Genomic DNA, 18,466 nt, shown 5'->3' with positions numbered 1-18,466 from the left:
GATCTAGTCTCGCTTCTCAGCCGGGCAGCCCAGCCGCGAGCTGAGGGTATTCGAAACAAGCGAGAGCCGTATTCTCATGACCACTCACCGCTTCATTCCGACGACTTTTCACAATGTCATCGGCTCTCTTCCGCCCGCCTTGCGTGTCGCTGACGGCGATACCGTGGTCACGGAGACGCTCGACGCCATCGGCTATGACAAGGAGGGCATCCGGCGGACATCCGGTCCCAACCCGATGAACGGCCCGATCTTCGTGGAAGGCGCGGAGCCCGGAGATGCGCTGAAGGTCGAGATCATCAGCATGATCCCGACAAGGGACACTGGTTTTACCCGCAGCATCGTCGCAGCCAATGTCATCGATCCCGAGACGGTTCGCGACCTGCCGCCGCGCGATATGGCGATCTGGGCGATCGACCGCGAAGCATTGACGGTCCGATTGGCCGAGCCGGTCTCCGGCCTCGATAATTTCGTTCTGCCTCTTGCGCCGATGATCGGCTGTTTCGGCGTTGCGCCCAGCCTCGGCCAGGCGATCTCGACGGCGACCAGCGGTGAATATGGCGGCAACATGGATTATCGCCTGTTCGGTCCGGGCACGACCGTTCGATTGCCCATATCGGCGCCGGGCGCCCTTTTCTTTTTGGGCGACTGCCATGCCGTGCAGGGAGATGGCGAGATCGTCGGCACCGGCGTCGAGACCACTTTCGAAGTCACGGTGCGGCTGACGGTGGAAAAGAAGGCCGGGCTGGTCTGGCCACGCGGAGAAACCGCTGAAGACATCTTCACCATCGGCAATGCCCGGCCCCTCGATCAGGCGCTTCAGCACGCGACGAGCGAAATGTTGAATTGGCTGGCCTCGGATTACGGCCTGGACCGGACAGCGGCCAGCCATCTGCTGGGTCAGGTGGTGCGTTACGATGTCGGCAACGTCTTCGATCCGGCCTATACGATGGCCTGCCGGGTCGCCAAGAAATGGCTGGTTCGCCAACCGTGACGGACCGGCATAAGCGTCAGTCGTGCTGCGAGAGGAAACGGGAAACGGTCGCCAGGCAAAGCTGCTTTTCCTCGACATGCGGCATGTGGCTGGAATTCTCGAAGAGCACCCATTCGCAGCCGGGGACGCGTTCGAGATAAGGCCTCACGACAAGGGGCGTCGCCTCGTCATATTTGCCCGAGATCAGCAGCGTCGGTGCTTCGATGCGGTCGAGCCTGTCTTCGATCGTCCAATCCTTCATCGTTCCGATGACGTGGAATTCGGTCGGGCCGTTCATGTTGCGATAGACGGTGTTGTCTTCGTCCATGATGGCGAAGGTCCGCGCCACTTCGGGCGGCCATGGCGCCACGCGGCAGACATGGCGGTCATAGAAGATGCGGGAGGCGGCGATATAGTCCGGATCGGTAAGGCTTCCCGCCCGTTCGTGCTTCAGCAGCGTGTCCTGCACCTCTTTCGGCAGTTCCTGCCGCAGCCGATTGGCTTCGGCAACCCAGGTGTGCATGTTGGCCGGCGAGTTGGCGATGACAAGCGCCTTCAGGCCCTGCGGCCGGCGCACCGCATGTTCGGCGCCGAGCATGCCGCCCCAGGACTGGCCCAGGAAGGCGTAACGATGCTGGATCCCGAGATGGGCAAGCAGCGCATCCAGCTCTTCGAGGAAGAGGCCGACTGTCCAGAAATCCGGGCCCTTGTCCGGAAGGCGGGTGGAATTGCCGTTGCCGAGCTGGTCGTAATGGATGACCGGGCGGCCGTCGAGGGCGCTGATTTCCTTGAAGGAATCGACGTAGTCATGCGTGCAGCCGGGCCCTCCGTGGGCAACGATGAGAGGCAGCTTGTCGCTTTCCAGCGAACCGGTGACGCGGTACCAGGTGCGATAATCGCGAAAGGGCAGATAGGCTTCACTGGTTGCGACTTCGGCCACCGACATCTCCATTCCTCGGAAGTTTGGAAACCATAACGCGGCGGCAGCGGCGAAGGCAGCTATCACAAGTTATAGGATGATAATGATCGGCCATGCTCTTCGAGCAGGCGGTAATGGGTGGCGCGTACGACGGCCTGCGTACGATTGCGGGCGCCGAGTTTTTTGGCCGCGGCGTTGAGATGCATGACCACGGTCGGCACGGAGCGGCCGATGATGCGCGAGATTTCCTTGGCGGAGTAACCTTCGGCAGAATGGCGCAGGCATTCGCGCTCCCGCTCGGTCAGGCGGATGCTGCCGACGCTTCGAGCCTTGGTGTCGAAAAGCGAATAGGCGGTCTCATGGAAGACGTGGGCAAGCAGGTTAAAGTCAGCGATAGCGCGCAACGCATGCCGTTCGAAATCGCGATCCCCGCTGAAGCGGATGCCGGTGACCGTCGCATAATCGCCGCCCGGCATATGGACCGGCACGGTGACACCGGTCGACATGTCGCGCTCGCGCAGATAGCGCGTCACCGGCGCGGTATCGTCGCTCATGAAGCGGTTGATCGGCGTGTCGGCATTCGTGTCGTAATTCCAGAAGAACGGCGCGCTGCTGCGCAGCGCCACCTGCTGGACCGGGTCGATGCGGAAATAACCGCGATCGAACCAGTAGTCGTGCATGTCCTCGGCGATGTTCCGGAGCTTCAGCAGCGACGGGAACATGATCGCGCCATCGAGATCGTAGGGCACCGGCGTATAATCGTAGATCAGCGCCTCGAAGCCCAGCTGCTTCATCGCCTCGAAGGCCTGGTCGATCCGCCCGTCCAGCGTTTCATGCGCTGTAAACTGCCGTCTGATCGTTCCGATATCATCAAGCATGAGCAGTTCCCCGGTTCGGTGTGCGCCCCACCCTATCACTTCTTATAGCTGGCATAGAACGCGATTTCCGGTAAAAAATTAACCATGCCCAAATATTGAGCAAGGGAAATTTCTGCTGGAGCAATCAATGTGGCGTGAAATACAGCCGGACGCGCGATTTGAGATCGATGTCGGTGGCTATCGCGTCGTCGCCTATAGCTTCGGAACCGGCAACGAGACGGTGTTCTGTCTGAACGGCGGTCCGGGTCTGCCCTGTGATTACCTGCGCGAGGCCCACTCCTGCCTGATCGACAAGGGCTACCGCGTCGTCGCCTTCGACCAGCTCGGCACCGGCGCCTCCGACCGGCCGGACGATCTGTCGCTCTGGACGATCGGCCGCTATGTCGAGGAAACCGAGACGGTGCGCAAGGCGCTCGGGCTCGGAAAGGTCCACATGCTCGGCCATTCCTGGGGCGGGTGGCTGGCGATCGACTATGCGCTGACCTATCCCGAAAACCTCAAGACGCTGATCCTCGAGGATACCGTCGCCGACATGCCGCATCTAATCTCGGAATTGGAACGATTGCGCGCAGCGCTCGGACCCGAAACAGTGTCGATGATGCAGAAGCACGAGGCGCAGGGCACGTACGATCATCCGGAATATCTCGCCGCCATCACTATCCTCAACTACCGCCATGTCTGCCGCCTGACCGAATGGCCGGCGCCGATACGCCGATCGCTCGACGACTGGAACATGGCGCCTTATGCGACGATGCAGGGCCCGAACGAGTTTCTTTACATCGGCAACCTCAAGGATTGGAACCGCATCCCGGATCTGCCGCGGCTGACGCTGCCCGTGCTGATCACCACGGGAGAGCATGATGAGCTGACGCCGGCCTGCGCGCTGAGGATGAAGCTGGCGCTGCCAAATGCCGAGCTCCGGGTGTTCGCCAATGCCAGCCACATGCCCTTCTACGAGAACCCAGGGGACTATTATCCGGCGCTTCTCGATTTCCTCGACCGGCACAAGGCAGCCTGATGCAAATGAAAGCGGCTCAAACCGGACGAAGACAGAGGGGCGAGCGCCGCCATGCATCGCTATAAATTCGTTCTGACCCGACCGCTGCAGTTCCTGCCGGTCATTTTCGGCATCAGCGTCATCACCTTCATTCTGGTTCGGCTGATCCCTGGCGATCCCGCACGCAATATCCTCGGCACGCGGGCGACGCCTGAGGCACTTGCCAATATCCGTGCCCAATACGGCCTCGACCAGCCGATGTGGCTGCAATATGTCTATTTTCTCAAGAACCTTGCCAATGGCGAGATGGGCAAATCGATCCTCTACAAGATCGACGTGCTGAAACTGATCGCGACCCGCATCGAGCCGACGCTCGCGCTCGTGGCCGCCAGCGTCATCCTGTCGGTGCTGATCGCGGTACCGATGGCGGCAATCGCCGCGCGCAATGCCGGTCGTGCGCCGGACCATGTGGTGCGCATCGTCTCGACCTTCGGCATCGGCTTTCCACCCTTCTGGCTGGGGCTGATGCTGATCATCCTGTTCAGCGTCGAGCTCGGCCTGCTGCCGGTTTCGGGCTACGGCGTGGCCATCGGCGACAAACTTGCGCATCTTGTGCTGCCGAGCCTGACGGTCGCGCTGTCGCTCTCGACCGTGCTGACGCGCAGCCTGCGGGCGGCAATGATTGAGGCGCTGAAATCGGATGTCGCGACGGCGGCGCGCGCCCGCGGCATGCCCGAAGGCATCGTCTTCTGGCGGCACGTGCTGCCGAATTCGCTGGTGCCGACGATCAATCTGCTCGCCGTCAACATCGGCTGGCTGATCGGAGGCACGGTTGTGGTCGAGAGCGTCTTTGCGCTGCCCGGCATGGGCCAGCTGCTGGTCAGAGCCATATTCTCGCGCGATTACATGGTGGTGCAGGGTGTCGCCATGGTCTTTGCCTGCGCCACCGTGCTCATCAACTTCGTCGCCGATATCATCACCGTTGCCGTCGATCCGAGGGTGAAGCTATGAGCATCGAGGCGACATCACCCGCGCCCCTTGGCTCGCGCCGCCTTCGCGGCCGGCGGCTGATGCTTGCCGTCGGCGCCGGTGTGCTGCTGTTCTTCATCCTGCTGGCGCTTACGGCGCCTCTTATCGCGCCCTATGACCCGATCATGCAGAATGCCGAGGTGCGCCTGCAGGCGCCTTCGCTGCTTCACCCCTTCGGCACCGACAATTTCGGCCGTGACATCCTTTCCCGCGTCATCTGGGGTGCGCGCATCGATCTGCAGATGGCGCTGATCGGCGTCGTCTTCCCCTTCGTCATCGGCACGACGGTCGGCACGATCGCCGGCTTCTTCGGCGGGATCGTGGATGCGCTGTTCATGCGTCTGGTCGATATCATTCTTGCCTTTCCCTTTCTCGTGCTGATGCTCTCGATCATCGCCATCCTTGGCCCCGGGCTCGGCAGCTTCTACATCGCCATGGCGCTGGTTGGCTGGGTCTCCTATGCGAGACTGATCCGGGCGCAGATGCTGGTGCTAAAGGGCAGCGATTACGCCGTTGCCGCCGTCAGCCTCGGCTTCAGCCGCAGGCGCATCATGTTCCGGCACTTGCTGCCGAACGCGATTGCCGGCTCGATCGTCTTTTCGATGTCCGATGCGACGCTGGTGCTGCTGAGCGGCGCGGCCGTCAGCTATCTCGGCCTCGGCGTCCAGCCGCCGATCGCCGAATGGGGTGTCATGGTCGCGGAAGGGCAGAGCTTCATCACCACGGCTTGGTGGATCACCCTGTTTCCCGGCCTCTCCATCGTCTGCCTCGCCTTTGGCTTCAGCATGCTCGGCGATGCGCTCGGCGAATTGCTGGGAGTACACGAATGAGCGGCTCCGTACTGTCCGTCCGCGATCTCACAGTCAGGGCGCATCTCGATTCCGGTCCGCGCACGCTGCTCGATGCGGTCTCGCTCGACCTCGGCCGCGGTGAAATTCTCGGCCTCGTCGGCGAGAGCGGCTCGGGCAAGAGCCTGTTCTGCCGCTCGCTGGTGCGCCTGCTGCCCTCCTCGCTGCTGAAGATTGAGAGCGGTTCCGTGCTGCTCGAGGGGCGCGACCTGACGCGGGTCGACGATGGCGAGATGCTGAAGGTGCGTGGCGGCGAGATCGGCATGATCTTCCAGAACCCGACCAGCCATCTCGATCCGGTCATGCGGATCGGTGACCAGATCGCCGAGGGCATCCGGTATCATCAGGGCCTCGGCGCCCGCGAGGCTCGCGCAGAAGCGGTGGAGATTCTCACGCAGGTCGGTTTTCCAGAACCCGGCCGTCAGTACGACAGCTATCCGCATGAATTTTCCGGCGGCATGCGCCAGCGGGCGATGATCGGTGTCGCCCTGTCCTGCAATCCGAAGATCCTGATCGCCGACGAGCCGACGACCGCGCTCGACGTCACCATCCAGGCACAGATCCTGCGGCTGCTGATCGACATTCGCGACCGGCGCGGCCTGTCGATCATTCTCATCACCCACGATCTCGGCATCGTCGCCCAGACCTGCGACCGCATCGCCGTGATGCGCGGCGGCAAGCTTGTCGAAGAGGGACCGAAGCGGACGATCCTTGCGCGGCCACAGCATCCCTACACGATGAACTTGATCGACAGCCACCCCTCCATGTCAGGCGGGACGGCCGCTCCGCAGGCCGAGGCCCGCCAGCCGAGCAGAGCATTGCTCGAAATCGACGATGTCCAAGTCCGCTTCACAGCGGGGGGCAGTTTGCTCCCCGGCAGTGCCAAGACGATCAGCGCCGTTGCCGGCGTCAGCCTGAGGATCATGCCAGGCGAGACTATCGGCATCGTCGGTGAATCCGGCAGCGGCAAGAGTACGCTTGCTCGCGCCGTCCTCGGGCTGACACCGCTTTCTGCCGGCCACGTCACTTTCGACGGTATCGACTTGGCGCAGCAGCGCAGCGCGGGCCTGGCAAAGCTCAGGCGCGAAACGGCGATGGTGTTCCAGGACCCCTACAATGCACTGAACCCGCGGCTGACAATCGGCCAGACGCTTGCCGAAGTACTGAAGGTTCGGGGGAAGGTCGCCGCCGCCGATATAGCGCCGCGGATCGGCGAGTTGCTCGATCTTGTCGGCCTCGAGCGCGAATTCGCGCAGCGTAAGCCGCGCAGCATGAGCGGCGGCCAGTGCCAGCGCGCCGGCATTGCCCGCGCGCTCGCCGTCGAGCCGAAGCTGATCATCGCCGACGAATGCGTGGCCGCCCTCGACGTCACCATCCAGTCGCAGATCATCGAGCTTTTCCGCCAACTCACCGCGACGATGAACCTCACGCTGATCTTCATCGCCCACGATCTCGCGATCGTGCGCAATCTCTGCGAACGCGTCGTGGTGATGTATCGCGGCGAGATCGTCGAGGAGGGCCGCACCGAGGAGGTCTTCGCGCGGCCGAAGCATGCCTATACCGCGGCGCTGATCGCCGCCATTCCCGACATCGATCCCGACAAGCCGCTGCTGCAAGGCACCGGCCGCTGGAACGAACCGCAATCCATGTCGATCAAACGAATGTCATAACAAAGAAGGGAACGAACTGATGACAAACAGGTGGAAATCAATCGGGCTTGCCGCCATGCTCGCAGGCCTGACGCTGAGTGCGAGCTATGCCGAGGCCGCCGGTGTGCTCACAATCGGACGCCGCGAGGATTCGACGACATTCGATCCGATCAAGACGGCCCAGAACATCGACAACTGGGTGTTCTCGAATGTCTACGATGTGCTGATCCGCGTCGACAAGACAGGCACCAAGCTGGAGCCGGGCCTTGCCGAAAGCTGGACCGCCTCGGATGACGGGCTGACCTATACGCTCAAGATCCGCGACACGAAATTTTCCGACGGTTCGCCACTGACGGCGGAAGACGCGGCCTACAGCCTGCTGCGCATCCGTGACGACCCTGCCTCGCTCTGGAGCGATTCCTACAAGGTGATCGACACGGCGGTCGCAACCGACGCGCATACGCTGACGATCAAGCTCAAGAACCCGTCCGCGCCTTTCCTCTCGACGCTCGCGCTGCCCAATGCCTCGGTCATTTCCAAGAAGGGCATGGAATTGCTGGGACCCGATGCTTATGGCGAGAAGCCGATCGCATCCGGTGCCTTCGTGGTCGACGAATGGCGGCGCGGCGACCGCGTCATCCTCAAGAAAAACCCGAATTTCTGGGAAGCCGACCGCGTCAAGCTCGACGGCGTCGAGTGGATTTCGGTGCCCGATGACAACACCCGCATGCTGAACGTTCAGGCCGGCGAGCTCGACGCTGCGATTTTCGTGCCCTTCTCCCGCGTGGAAGAGCTGAAGAAGGATCCGAATCTGAATGTCGCCATCGACGCATCGACACGCGAGGACCATCTGCTGATCAATCACGCGCATGGCGCGCTCGGCAAGAAGGAAGTTCGCCAGGCCTTGGACCTTGCGATCGACAAGAAGGCGATCGTCGACACCGTCACCTTCGGCCAGGGCACCGTCGCCAATTCCTACATTCCGAAGGGTGCGCTTTATTACTACGCCGACAACCTGCAGCGGCCCTATGATCCCGCAAAGGCGAAGGAGCTGCTGGCGGCTGCCGGAGCCTCCGACCTGACGCTGAATTACGTGGTGCGTGCCGGCGACGAAGTCGATGAGCAGACGGCCGTCTTGGTCCAGCAGCAGCTACAGAAGGCCGGCATCACCGCCAATCTACAGAAGGTCGACCCGAGCCAGGAATGGGATATGCTCGTTGCCGGCGACTATGACATCTCAGTTAATTACTGGACCAACGATATTCTCGACCCGGACCAGAAGACCACCTTCGTCCTCGGCCACGATTCCAACAACAACTATTTGACCAATTACAAGAACGAGGCAGTGAAGGAACTGGTCGCCAAGGCGCGTCTCGAGCTCGATCCCGAGAAGCGCGAACAGATGTATGTAAATCTGCAGAAAATGGCCAAGGACGACGTCAACTGGATTGACCTCTATTATAGCCCTTACATCAACGTCTCGCGCAAGAATATCGAGAACTTCCACCAGAACCCGCTCGGCCGCTTCTTTCTGGAAGACACGGTCAAGAACTGAGTTCGTGCAGCATGCAAAGGCTCCGCCGCCTTTAGGGCCGCGGAGCCTCGTTCATTGCCGCGACAAGTGAATGATCGGCTTGCTTATTCGGCTGCCGCGAGCTTGTCCTGCGTTCTGGTTTCGAAGTCGCTGGCGTCGTGACGCTCGTGCAACTGGCTCGACGGGTCGCCGGAGAGGCGGTTGACCATGCGGCCGCGCTGCACGGCGGGCCGGCTGTAGATAGTGTCGGCCCAGCGCAACACGTTCTTATAGTCCTCGACCTGCAGGAATTCGGCCGCCCCGTAGCTCCAGCCCTTCACCAGTCCGCCGTACCATGGCCAGATGGCAATATCGGCGATCGTGTATTGGCTGCCTGCCACATATTCGCTTTCGGCAAGGCGGCGATCGAGCACATCGAGCTGACGCTTCACTTCCATGGCGAAGCGATCGATCGCATATTCGATCTTGACAGGCGCATAGGCGTAGAAATGGCCGAAGCCGCCGCCGAGATAGGGCGCGCTTCCCATCTGCCAGAACAGCCATGACAGGCATTCGGCGCGCTCACCCGGCTCGGTCGGCAGGAAAGCGCCGAATTTCTCGGCGAGATAGGTGAGGATGGCGCCGGATTCGAAGACGCGGATCGGCTTCGGACCACTGCGGTCCATCAAAGCCGGAATCTTGGAGTTGGGATTGACGGCGACAAAGCCGCTGCCGAACTGGTCTCCCTCGCCGATCTTGATCAGCCAGGCGTCATACTCCGCGCCGCTATGGCCGAGCGCCAACAGCTCCTCGAGCATGATCGTGACCTTCTGGCCGTTCGGCGTGCCGAGCGAATAGAGCTGCAGCGGGTGGCGGCCGATCGGAAGCTCCTTCTCATGTGTCGGTCCCGCTATCGGGCGATTGATATTGGCGAATTGGCCGCCATTCGCCTTGTTCCAGGTCCAGACTTTCGGGGGGATATAGTCGGAGGTACCGCTCATCTTTCAAACTCCTGGCATTGATCGGACAGAGCGCGACGCCTGTTGGGTCGCCGCATTTTTCCTGACATAGCAGAGGTGATGAGGGTTTGTCACAGCTATCGGAATGGTTTCACGCAAACGTCAGAGCTTGGCAAAGTTGCGGAAAACGGCCGGTTCAGGCCGCCCCCTCGCCTTCATGGTTGACCGCCGTCCTGGTGCCGGAGGAAAACATGATCAGGGCGAAGAGCGGTTCGCTGCCGAGCGCGCGCGCCCAGTGCCTGACATTGCGGGGAATGCGGATCGCATCGCCGGCTTCGAGCCGATAAAGGGCGTCGCCAAGCTTGTGTTCGCAGCTGCCGGAGACGACGTAGAGAATCTCCTCGCAATCGGGATGCGAGTGCAGCTGGTTGCGCTCGCCGGGATTGATGCGGCAGGTGCCGAAGGTCATCTCGGCGCCGGGTGTGCCGTCGCCGGTGATCTTCCAGTTGAGTTCGCCCCAGGGGGTCGGCATGAATTCGCCGCCGGCTTTCCTGAAAATGATGTCGGTCTCGTTCAAGACTGCGCCTCCGGTCAAAGATAAAAAGTGACGCCGGCATCCGTGCGTCTGTAGAATTCGAAGAGCTTCATGATCTCGCGAGCGATTTCGAGCGTGCCCCTTGTTATCTGCGCGCCGGCAAGGATCGCGTCGGTCAGGTGCAGGATTTCGGGCACATAGCCGAGATAGAAGAGGTTGTTGTTATAGAGCTGGCCGAGCGAATGTTCGGGCTCATAGAACAGCGCCGCATTCTCGTCCGGCTGGATGAAGCTTGCGGCGCGGCCATAGGACGGCAGGTCCGCCTTGCGGAAATAAGTCAATCGGCTGCCGTTCTCGACAATGGCGTTGGCGCCTTCCCCGACGATCTCGACCCGTTCAAAAATGCTGCCGCCCGATTGGCCGGCGGCAAAATGCAGCGTGCCGATCGCGCCGGAGCGGAAGCGCAGGCTGGTGACGCTCGCGCCCGTCAGCGGCTCCCATTCATAGCCCGCGCGCTCGATCTCGCCGCCGAGGAAATTGAGGATCGCGCCCGGATGGTAGATATGGTCGAGGAAACTCTGCATCCTGACTAGATCGGCGCGGTCTTCCGGTCTCGGCAGGCTCTGGGGATAACGGACGTTGATCGAGGTCAGCCTGCCGAAACCGGGCGAGCCGATCAGGTCCTTGAGCTTCTCGATCGTGGGGAAAAAGGTCTTCTTGAGACCGGTCATCACCATGCGTCCGGCCGCCGCACTTGCCGCCTGCAGCCTTTCGATATCCTCGAGACTCGCCGCTGTCGGCTTTTCCATCCAGACGTGGGCGCCCGAGGCAAGTGCGTCGAGCGCAAGGTCGGTCGCCTGCACCCGGCCGTCGGGATGATAGGCGGTGACGAGGAAGACCAGGTCCGGCTTTTCCCGCATGAGCATCTCGCGATGGTCGGTATAGGCTTTGCCGGCGCCGAAGAGTTTGGCGAATTTCTCGGCGCGGCCGATATCGAGATCGCAGATGCCGGCGAGGTCCACGGGCGCATAGCGCAGCGCCGGATAGACATTGCGGTAGGCATGGCCGCCGGCGCCGATGAAGCAGGCCTTGATGCGGTAATCGAATTCGAAATTGTAGCGGATTTCCCGCTGGACATGATGCGACATGGTCAGCCCTTGATTGCTCCCTGCGTCAGCCCCTCGGTGAAACGGCGCTGCATCAGGATGTAGAGAAGAATGATCGGCAGGAACGAAATGACCGTACCCGAAAAGACCAGGCGGTAGTCGGAAGCATAGGTGCTGGCGAAACGCACCAGCCCGAGCGGCAGCGTCTGCACTTCGGGGCTGATCAGCACGATCAGCGGGAGGAAGAAATCGTTCCAGGTGGAGAGAGCGCTGATGATGACGAGCGCTTGGACCGCCGGCGTCGAGATCGGCAGAAAGACCTTGGTGAGGATCTGAAAATGCGAGGCGCCATCGATCTTGGCGGCTTCGATCAGATCGTCCGGCACGCCGATGAAGAAGCTGCGCATCAGGAAAATGCCGAAGGGAATGCCGTTGCTGACCTGCACCAGTACGATACCAGCAAGCGTGTTGACGAGGTTCAGCCCGAAGAGCACCTGGTAGAGCGGGATGACGATCGCCTGGACCGGCACGGTCAGCCCGAGGATGAAGGCGTAGAACAGCCATTCCCGGCCGCGGAATCGGATCTTGGCAAGCGCATAGCCGGCCGGCGCGCAGGTGACGAGCGACAGAAGGACGACGCCGACGACGTTGATAAGGCTGTTGCCGACGAGCTCGCCGAAGCCGCCAATTTGCCAGGCGTCGAGATAATTGCGCCACATCAGGTCGGCGGGCCAGGCAAAGGGATCGGCCTGGCCGATCTCGGCCTCGGTCTTGAAGCTCGATATCAGCAGCCAGACGAAGGGGGCGAGGATCAGGATCAAGACCGGGGTGAGCGCCAGCGCCACCGGCCATTCGCGATTGCGCACACTCATTGGGAAAGCCTCGCGCGCCAGCGGTTGAAGACGAGGGTGATGGCAATCGCAAGCAGGCTGAGCAGGATGCAAAGCACCGCCGCAAGCCCGTGATCCTGGGACTGGAAGGCAAGCCGGTAGATATAGGTCGTGATCAGCTCGCTCTGATAGAATGGCCCGCCATTGGTCATGACGAAGACCGTGGCGAAGCCCTTCAGGCCGTTGATCATTGCCAGCGAGATGACGAAGGTCGTCACCTCGCGAAGCCCCGGCAGCGTCACATAGATCAGCTTCTGGAACGCGTTGGCGCCGTCCACTTCGGCCGCGTCGTAAAGCGAGTGGTCGATATTCTGCAGGCCGGCGATGAAGAGCAGCATGTAAAGGCCAAAACCCTGCCACGAGCTTGCGACATTGACGGAGAACAGCACGAGCGCGGGATCGGAAAGCCAGCCCTGCGTGAAGGCGCCGAGCCCGACCCGTGTCAGGGCTGTGTTCAGCAGGCCGAAAAACGGATCGTAGATATTGGCCCAGATGACGCCGACGACGGCGAGCGAGACCAGATGCGGCAGGAAGAAAGCGGTGCGGAAGAAGACCTGCGTGACCTTGAGCCTGCTGACCGCAAGCGCCAGCAGAAGGCCGAGCCCGCCTGCCATCACCACGTGGTAGGCCAGCCAGATGAAGGTATGGCCGAGGCTTTTCCAGACGATCGGATCCTGGGCCGCCTTGGCGTAGTTGTCGACACCGACGAAGCTCGCGGACGTGTTGAAGCCGGCGGAGCTATTGAAGCTCAGCCAGAAGGTGGCAGCGATCGGCAGCAGCGTGAAGACGGCATAGAGAGCGAGCGCCGGCGCCATCAGCCAGAATGCGGTGCCGGTATCGCCATCGGCCCAAGCCGAGCCTGCCGTCCGGCGTATGGACATACGGGCGGGATTGCCGCCCGTATGCCCCGCCATGGCAGGTGCAGTGCTGAGAGGAGCCACGGCCTTGCTTCCCGGCGTTTCTGGAATGGCCACTATTTCGCCTCTGTCATCTTCGTCTGGATCTGCTTCATGCCGTCCTCACCGCCGATCTGGCCGGAGATGAGACCCTGGATGACCTGGAAGTAGGTGTCGAGTACGGGGCCGGGCAGATAGACGCTCGGATTGTAGCCGACACCACCGGCGGCAGCCGCGAAGATATCTTTGAGAACAGGGGTCGGTGGTTCTACGCCGGGGATTTCGCGCGGATAGATCATCGTGCTTGCCGGATCCTGCGCCCGTTTCTTCATCACCGCATCCGACAGCATGAAGTCGATCCACTTCATCGCAAGCTCCGGCTGTTTTGAGTTAACAGGCACCAGCCAGCTCCAGCCGACGCCGCCGGTCGGTATCGCCGCCCCCTTGATGTCGGAAGGCATGGGCGCATAACCGGCGTTGGCGAGGTCATAGCCGGCCTTACGGGCATTGGCGGTGAACCAGGGGCCGGCAACGAACATGGCGGCGCGCTTGTTGAACCAGAGGCGCGAGGCGCCGTCGAGGTCGAGACCCGCCATTTCCTTTTTGATGTAGCCCGCCTCGACCAGCTTCTGCAGCCGGACGGCGCCGGCGGCGACCGAAGGATCATCGAAGGCGATCTCGCGGCGCAGCGCCTTACCGATCACGTCCTTGCCGCTCGCCGATTGCAGCAGATTGCCGAAGAGATGGCCGGCGCTGCCCGGCGTGCGCGGACCGATGGCGATCGGCTGCAGGCCGCTTTGCTCGATCGACTTCATTAGCGTTTCGAACTCGGCCCACGTCGCCGGGATCTTCCAGCCCGCCTGCTCGAAAAGATCCTTGTGGTACCAGATGCCGAGAGCGTCGAGCCCATCGGGAACTTCGTAGATTTCGCCGCCGAACTGGCCCTTCAGTTCGGTGTAGAGCCACGGATAGATCTCGTCCTTCCAGCCGCGCTTTTCATATTGTTCGGTGAGCGGCATGACCTGCTTGGCGTTCTTGACGACGCTGATGCGGCCGATGCCCGAATTGGTGAGGATTACATCGGGGCCGGCATCCGACTGGATCGCCGCCTGCACCGCGCCGTTGCTGATCGTGCCGGTCGGCGGCATGAATTCGACGGTTACACCGGGATTGGCCTTTTCGAAATCGGCCTTGATGCCGTTCCACAACTGGGCGACCAGTGGTTCGGTGATCTGTTCCGGACCCCACATCTTCAGGGTCTCGGAATGCGCCGGCGAACTTGCGGCGATCATCGCCGCCAGTGCCGTTCCGCGGGCAAGAAATTTCAGCATTGTTCCCTCCTCCGGGCCGCTCCTCGGCCACGTTTTTCGCATGTTGAGAGGAGACCTCCCTCTCCTTCATTCATCCGTCAAATCGCCGTTTTTCCTTCTGAAAGCGTGCCATGACGGCCTGCTGGACGTCGCTGATATGCGCGTGCATCAGCGCCTTGGCGCGGGTTATGTCGCGCGACCGGAAAGCCTGCAGGATCTGATCGCGCTCCTCGGCTGCCCGCTCGGCGAGATCGCGGCTCTCATTGGCGATCGAGCGGCAGATCTGGATTTGCAGCGCGAGCCGTGCCAACGTTTCGACCAACGGGGCGCTTCCCGAAAGCTCGGCAATCGTCTCGTGGAATTCCTTGTCGCGGATGCCGTAGGTCGCCATGTCGCCGCGGCGCAGCGCCGCCACTGCCTCATCCAGATTACGTTCGAAGCCGGCGATATGCCGGTCGCTCATCTGCGGAACGGCGAGCTCGACGGCGAAACACTCGAGCGTCTTGCGCAGCTCGTAGAGGTCGTCGATCTCCTTGGGCGTGAAGCTGCGTACGAAGAAGCCCCGATAAGGCTTGATCTCGATCAACCCTTCCTTGGCAAGCGTGCCGATCGCTTCGCGGAATGGCGTGCGGCTGACCTGCAGGCGTTCCGTCAGTTCCTTTTCGTCGATGGAGACGCCGCTCGGCAGTTCGCCGGAAACGATCAGCCGAACGATTTCCTCGTAGATCCGCTCTCGAAGGGTCAGGTGGCGCGGTGCGTTCATGGTCTCCACTTCCGTCTGGCATTCGCGATTTAAGTATGCAATATACGTAAGAATATACAATATGGAAAATACAAAACGCGGAATTTTGTTGGAAAATCAGCGGGAGCTGGACCAAAAAGGCGGGGAACACCAATGGGAAAGGTCTATATCGTCGGCACCTCAGACACCAAGGGCGCTGAACTGAACTACGCCAGGGAGGTGGTTCTTTCAGCCGGAACCGAGGCCGTTCTGATTGATGTCGGCACGCTTGGTGAGGGTGCGGGCGCCGATATTCCAGCGCGCGACGTCGCGGCATTTCATCCGGATGGTGCTGCGGCCGTGCTCGGGCAGACTGACCGGGGAACGGCGGTTTCGGCCATGGCCAAGGCGCTGACGGGTTTCCTGAAATCACGCAACGATATCGGCGCTGTGCTCGGCCTCGGCGGTACCGGCAATACTGCGCTGGTGACCGAGGCGATGCGGGCGCTTCCGATCGGCCTGCCGAAACTGATGGTCTCGACGGTGGCCTCAGGCAATGTGGCGCCCTATGTCGGCCCGAATGATCTGACCATGATGTATTCGGTCGTCGACATCGCCGGTCTGAATGCGATTTCACGCAGAGTGATCGGGAATGCGGCCAATGCCGCGGCCGGCATGGCCCGCAACCCCGTTCCCGCCTCCACGGATGATCGGCCGGGCATCGGCATGACCATGTTCGGCGTCACCACGCCTTGCGTGACCCAGGTCCGCGAGATGCTCGGCAAGACCCATGAAGTCTACGTCTTCCATGCGACCGGCGTCGGTGGCCAATCGATGGAGAAGCTCGCCGAATCAGGTCTGCTGCAGGGCGTGATCGACGTGACGACGACCGAGGTTCCCGATCTCCTTGTCGGCGGCGTCTTTCCCGCGACCGAGGATCGCTTCGGCGCAATCATCCGCACCGGCCTGCCCTATGTCGGCTCGGTCGGCGCCGTCGACATGGTGAATTTCGGCGCGCAGGAAACGGTGCCGGCGGCTTTCCGCGACCGCAGGCTTCACGTCCATAATGCGCAGGTGACCCTGATGCGCACCACGCCGGAGGAAAACGGCAGGATCGGCGCTTTCATCGTCGAACGGCTCAACCGCATGCAGGGCCCGGTCCGCTTCCTGCTGCCGCTTCAGGGCGTTTCGGCAATCGACGCCGTCGGTCAGCCGTTCCACGATCCGGAAGCCGACGCCGCGCTGTTTTCCGCCATCCGGACCGGCTGGCGCGACGCGCCAAACAGACGCCTCGTCGAGATAGATGCCCATATCAACAGTCCGGAATTTGCCGCGGCACTCGTCGCCAGCTTCCACGACATCCCTGCCTGAGGAGAGAGTTTTGTCCCGTATCGATAGAAACGACATTCTGAACAAGCTTCGCCGCAAGATCGCCGAGGGCCGGCCGATCATCGGCGGCGGCGCCGGCACGGGCCTTTCGGCCAAGAGCGAGGAGGCCGGCGGCATCGACCTGATCGTGATCTATAATTCCGGCCGTTATCGCATGGCCGGGCGTGGCTCGCTGGCCGGCTTGTTGGCCTACGGCAATGCCAACGAAATCGTAAAAGAAATGGGCCGCGAGATTCTGCCGGTCGTGCGCCACACGCCGGTGCTTGCCGGCGTCAATGGCACCGATCCGTTCATGCTGCCCGATCACTTCCTCGACGAATTGAAGGCTATGGGCTTTGCCGGCATCCAGAATTTTCCGACGGTCGGGCTGATCGACGGATCGTTCCGCGCCAATCTCGAAGAGACCGGTATGGGCTTTGAGCTGGAAATCGACATCGTCGCCCGTGCGCACGCTAAGGATATGCTGACGACACCCTATGTCTTCAGCAGCGATGACGCCGCCGCCATGACCAAGGCCGGTGCCGATATCGTCGTCTGCCACCTCGGCCTGACAACGGGAGGCGCGATCGGCGCCGAAACGGCGCTGACGCTCGACGGATGCGTGGAGAAAATCAACGCATGGTCTGATGCCGCGAGGTCGGTACGCGACGACGTCATCGTGCTCTGCCATGGCGGCCCGATCGCCATGCCCGCGGATGCGGCCTACGTGCTGGCCCGTTGCAAGGGATGCAACGGTTTCTACGGCGCAAGTTCGATGGAGCGGCTGCCGACCGAGGTCGCCATCCGCGCGCAGGTCGAGGACTTCGCAAAGGTTTAGGCGGCTCGGTACGGGTTGCCGGCAGCGGCGATGAGCTATGGCATGACCATTGCGCCGGATGCTCGGTGGGAGCAAAGGATCTCGTCCAGCTGCGCGATGAGGGCGCGGCTGCCTTCCACATCCTCTGCCAGCCTGGAGAAGACATCCGCCATGGCTTGGAAGATGGCTGCTGCCGGATCGCCCGCACCGAGGAAATCGGCGATCTCCTGCATTTCGGCAACCCAACGATAGGCCTTCGGATACATGTCAGGAATGGATTTCGACAGCTTGCGGTCGAAGTCGGGCAGGCTTTCGGCGAGTTCGACCTTCAGGCTATCGGCAGCGCCCGAGCGGGAAGCGGCGAGAAGCATCGCGGCGCCGAGGCCGATAAATCCCTTGTTGATGCCGGCATAACACATCTTCAGTGCTGAAGCTGCACCAAGCGGTCCATCGAGACGGCGGACCTGCAAGCCGTAATCTTCGAGCAGTCTGCTGTGCTCTGCGCTGTCGCCGCTGACATAGATACTCGGACCTGATTTTCCGGCAACCGGCGGTCCTCCAATGATGGCGCCGTCCAGCACCGCCACGCCGCTGCCATCGAAACGGGCCGCAAGCACCTGCATCGTCTTCGGTGCAATGGCATTGAGGTCGATGAAGGGCGGCACCGGCGTCTTAGCTGATATGTCCGCGATCAGTTCGGCGACCTTGATTGCTTCGGCCGGCGGAACGATCGACAGGATCAGCTCGGCCTTGGCCAGCTCAAGGCGGCCTACCGGCACCATGCCGGCCGCCTTGGCTCGCGCGATCGTCTGCTCGCTCCGCCCTTCGAGACAGGTCAGCACCGTTGCGCCGTGGTCGATCAACCGTTTGGCGACAGCGCTTCCCATCGCGCCCGCTCCGATAATAGCAAAGTTCGGCATGTGGAACCTCAACGGTTTGACGGCGTCGCATGAGAGCTATCGCTGATCCGGTCGCCGTCAACTGCGACAATGCGGCAGAATTCGTGTCCTGAACCGCGATCATCCATTGCCCGCCCTCTTTCGATCGTTCGAGAGCGCGGC

General features: G+C 61.8%; 18 protein-coding genes. 8 read left to right on the top strand and 10 right to left on the bottom strand.

Going from position 1 to position 18,466, the window contains the following annotated elements:
* The first annotated feature begins 76 nt into the window (after nucleotides 1–76).
* The gene (locus CO660_RS16740; protein WP_097599656.1) at nucleotides 77–991 is read left to right on the top strand and encodes an acetamidase/formamidase family protein; all 915 of its coding nucleotides are present in this window, start codon (nucleotides 77–79) and stop codon (nucleotides 989–991) included.
* 16 nt (nucleotides 992–1,007) lie between these two features.
* Here the strand turns inward: CO660_RS16740 and CO660_RS16735 are convergent, their stop codons facing one another.
* Both CO660_RS16735 and CO660_RS16730 read right to left on the bottom strand, forming a co-directional pair.
* Nucleotides 1,008–1,910 carry a proline iminopeptidase-family hydrolase gene (locus tag CO660_RS16735; RefSeq protein WP_176536296.1) on the bottom strand — a complete coding sequence of 301 codons (903 nt, stop codon included), beginning with the start codon at nucleotides 1,908–1,910 and terminating at the stop codon, nucleotides 1,008–1,010.
* A 62-nt stretch (nucleotides 1,911–1,972) separates the two neighbouring features.
* Nucleotides 1,973–2,767 carry a LuxR family transcriptional regulator gene (locus CO660_RS16730; RefSeq protein ID WP_097599654.1) on the bottom strand — a complete coding sequence of 265 codons (795 nt, stop codon included), beginning with the start codon at nucleotides 2,765–2,767 and terminating at the stop codon, nucleotides 1,973–1,975.
* 127 nt (nucleotides 2,768–2,894) lie between these two features.
* Here CO660_RS16730 and CO660_RS16725 point away from each other — a divergent pair, with 127 nt between their 5' ends.
* Genes CO660_RS16725 through CO660_RS16705 form a run of 5 tightly spaced genes read left to right on the top strand, consistent with a single transcriptional unit; the run spans nucleotide 2,895 to nucleotide 8,845 of the window.
* Nucleotides 2,895–3,785, top strand: a complete 891-nt coding sequence (locus tag CO660_RS16725) for a proline iminopeptidase-family hydrolase (protein WP_097599653.1) — start codon at nucleotides 2,895–2,897, stop codon at nucleotides 3,783–3,785.
* Between the two features lie 51 nt (nucleotides 3,786–3,836).
* Complete coding sequence (locus tag CO660_RS16720; RefSeq protein WP_097599652.1) at nucleotides 3,837–4,775, top strand: ABC transporter permease; 939 nt, start codon at nucleotides 3,837–3,839, stop codon at nucleotides 4,773–4,775.
* Complete coding sequence (locus CO660_RS16715; protein WP_097599651.1) at nucleotides 4,772–5,623, top strand: ABC transporter permease; 852 nt, start codon at nucleotides 4,772–4,774, stop codon at nucleotides 5,621–5,623. Before CO660_RS16720 ends, CO660_RS16715 begins: the two co-directional genes overlap by 4 nt.
* Nucleotides 5,620–7,311, top strand: coding sequence for an ABC transporter ATP-binding protein (locus CO660_RS16710; protein ID WP_097599650.1), 1,692 nt, complete (start codon nucleotides 5,620–5,622; stop codon nucleotides 7,309–7,311). Before CO660_RS16715 ends, CO660_RS16710 begins: the two co-directional genes overlap by 4 nt.
* Nucleotides 7,312–7,330: 19 nt before the next feature.
* The gene (locus tag CO660_RS16705) at nucleotides 7,331–8,845 is read left to right on the top strand and encodes an ABC transporter substrate-binding protein (RefSeq protein WP_097599649.1); all 1,515 of its coding nucleotides are present in this window, start codon (nucleotides 7,331–7,333) and stop codon (nucleotides 8,843–8,845) included.
* An 83-nt stretch (nucleotides 8,846–8,928) separates the two neighbouring features.
* Here the strand turns inward: CO660_RS16705 and yghU are convergent, their stop codons facing one another.
* From yghU to CO660_RS16670, 7 genes are all read right to left on the bottom strand, one after another.
* On the bottom strand, nucleotides 8,929–9,804 hold the full coding sequence (gene yghU / locus CO660_RS16700) for a glutathione-dependent disulfide-bond oxidoreductase (protein ID WP_097599648.1): 876 nt from the start codon (nucleotides 9,802–9,804) through the stop codon (nucleotides 8,929–8,931).
* A gap of 154 nt (nucleotides 9,805–9,958) precedes the next feature.
* Complete coding sequence (locus CO660_RS16695) at nucleotides 9,959–10,339, bottom strand: cupin domain-containing protein (RefSeq protein ID WP_097599647.1); 381 nt, start codon at nucleotides 10,337–10,339, stop codon at nucleotides 9,959–9,961.
* 14 nt (nucleotides 10,340–10,353) lie between these two features.
* Nucleotides 10,354–11,445, bottom strand: coding sequence for a Gfo/Idh/MocA family oxidoreductase (locus tag CO660_RS16690; RefSeq protein ID WP_097599646.1), 1,092 nt, complete (start codon nucleotides 11,443–11,445; stop codon nucleotides 10,354–10,356).
* Nucleotides 11,446–11,447: 2 nt separating this feature from the next.
* Nucleotides 11,448–12,275: a carbohydrate ABC transporter permease gene (locus tag CO660_RS16685; RefSeq protein WP_097599645.1), complete on the bottom strand. Its 828-nt coding sequence runs from the start codon at nucleotides 12,273–12,275 to the stop codon at nucleotides 11,448–11,450.
* Nucleotides 12,272–13,207, bottom strand: a complete 936-nt coding sequence (locus tag CO660_RS16680; protein ID WP_097599644.1) for a sugar ABC transporter permease — start codon at nucleotides 13,205–13,207, stop codon at nucleotides 12,272–12,274. Before CO660_RS16680 ends, CO660_RS16685 begins: the two co-directional genes overlap by 4 nt.
* 59 nt (nucleotides 13,208–13,266) lie before the next feature.
* Nucleotides 13,267–14,520 (bottom strand): extracellular solute-binding protein, encoded by a 1,254-nt coding sequence (locus tag CO660_RS16675; RefSeq protein ID WP_097599643.1) that lies wholly within the window; start codon nucleotides 14,518–14,520, stop codon nucleotides 13,267–13,269.
* A gap of 70 nt (nucleotides 14,521–14,590) precedes the next feature.
* Nucleotides 14,591–15,262, bottom strand: coding sequence for a GntR family transcriptional regulator (locus CO660_RS16670; RefSeq protein WP_097599642.1), 672 nt, complete (start codon nucleotides 15,260–15,262; stop codon nucleotides 14,591–14,593).
* A gap of 132 nt (nucleotides 15,263–15,394) precedes the next feature.
* On the opposite strand from CO660_RS16670, the gene CO660_RS16665 reads away from it, so the two are divergent.
* Nucleotides 15,395–16,591, top strand: coding sequence for a Tm-1-like ATP-binding domain-containing protein (locus CO660_RS16665; protein WP_097599641.1), 1,197 nt, complete (start codon nucleotides 15,395–15,397; stop codon nucleotides 16,589–16,591).
* Nucleotides 16,592–16,601: 10 nt separating this feature from the next.
* A complete protein-coding gene (locus CO660_RS16660) occupies nucleotides 16,602–17,426 on the top strand; it encodes a phosphoenolpyruvate hydrolase family protein (protein ID WP_097599640.1) in 825 nt (274 codons plus the stop codon).
* A gap of 35 nt (nucleotides 17,427–17,461) precedes the next feature.
* On the opposite strand, the gene CO660_RS16655 is transcribed toward CO660_RS16660, so the two are convergent.
* On the bottom strand, nucleotides 17,462–18,325 hold the full coding sequence (locus tag CO660_RS16655) for an NAD(P)-dependent oxidoreductase (RefSeq protein ID WP_097599639.1): 864 nt from the start codon (nucleotides 18,323–18,325) through the stop codon (nucleotides 17,462–17,464).
* Between the last annotated feature and the right edge of the window lie 141 nt (nucleotides 18,326–18,466).

This window comes from Rhizobium sp. L9 (genome assembly GCF_002531885.1).
Taxonomy (GTDB): domain Bacteria; phylum Pseudomonadota; class Alphaproteobacteria; order Rhizobiales; family Rhizobiaceae; genus Rhizobium.
The sequence above is the reverse complement of the archived record's forward strand: the minus strand, read 5'-3'. Positions and strand labels throughout refer to the sequence as shown.

Excerpts from the sequence above, each read along its gene's own strand:
- CO660_RS16740 (WP_097599656.1), top strand. The coding sequence starts at position 77 with ATGACCACTCACCGCTTCATTCCGACGACTTTTCACAATGTCATCGGC.
- CO660_RS16730 (WP_097599654.1), bottom strand. The coding sequence starts at position 2,767 with ATGCTTGATGATATCGGAACGATCAGACGGCAGTTTACAGCGCATGAA.
- CO660_RS16725 (WP_097599653.1), top strand. The coding sequence starts at position 2,895 with ATGTGGCGTGAAATACAGCCGGACGCGCGATTTGAGATCGATGTCGGT.
- CO660_RS16720 (WP_097599652.1), top strand. The coding sequence starts at position 3,837 with ATGCATCGCTATAAATTCGTTCTGACCCGACCGCTGCAGTTCCTGCCG.
- CO660_RS16715 (WP_097599651.1), top strand. The coding sequence starts at position 4,772 with ATGAGCATCGAGGCGACATCACCCGCGCCCCTTGGCTCGCGCCGCCTT.
- CO660_RS16710 (WP_097599650.1), top strand. The coding sequence starts at position 5,620 with ATGAGCGGCTCCGTACTGTCCGTCCGCGATCTCACAGTCAGGGCGCAT.
- CO660_RS16705 (WP_097599649.1), top strand. The coding sequence starts at position 7,331 with ATGACAAACAGGTGGAAATCAATCGGGCTTGCCGCCATGCTCGCAGGC.
- yghU (WP_097599648.1), bottom strand. The coding sequence starts at position 9,804 with ATGAGCGGTACCTCCGACTATATCCCCCCGAAAGTCTGGACCTGGAAC.
- CO660_RS16690 (WP_097599646.1), bottom strand. The coding sequence starts at position 11,445 with ATGTCGCATCATGTCCAGCGGGAAATCCGCTACAATTTCGAATTCGAT.
- CO660_RS16685 (WP_097599645.1), bottom strand. The coding sequence starts at position 12,275 with ATGAGTGTGCGCAATCGCGAATGGCCGGTGGCGCTGGCGCTCACCCCG.
- CO660_RS16680 (WP_097599644.1), bottom strand. The coding sequence starts at position 13,207 with ATGGCGGGGCATACGGGCGGCAATCCCGCCCGTATGTCCATACGCCGG.
- CO660_RS16675 (WP_097599643.1), bottom strand. The coding sequence starts at position 14,520 with ATGCTGAAATTTCTTGCCCGCGGAACGGCACTGGCGGCGATGATCGCC.
- CO660_RS16670 (WP_097599642.1), bottom strand. The coding sequence starts at position 15,262 with ATGAACGCACCGCGCCACCTGACCCTTCGAGAGCGGATCTACGAGGAA.
- CO660_RS16665 (WP_097599641.1), top strand. The coding sequence starts at position 15,395 with ATGGGAAAGGTCTATATCGTCGGCACCTCAGACACCAAGGGCGCTGAA.
- CO660_RS16655 (WP_097599639.1), bottom strand. The coding sequence starts at position 18,325 with ATGCCGAACTTTGCTATTATCGGAGCGGGCGCGATGGGAAGCGCTGTC.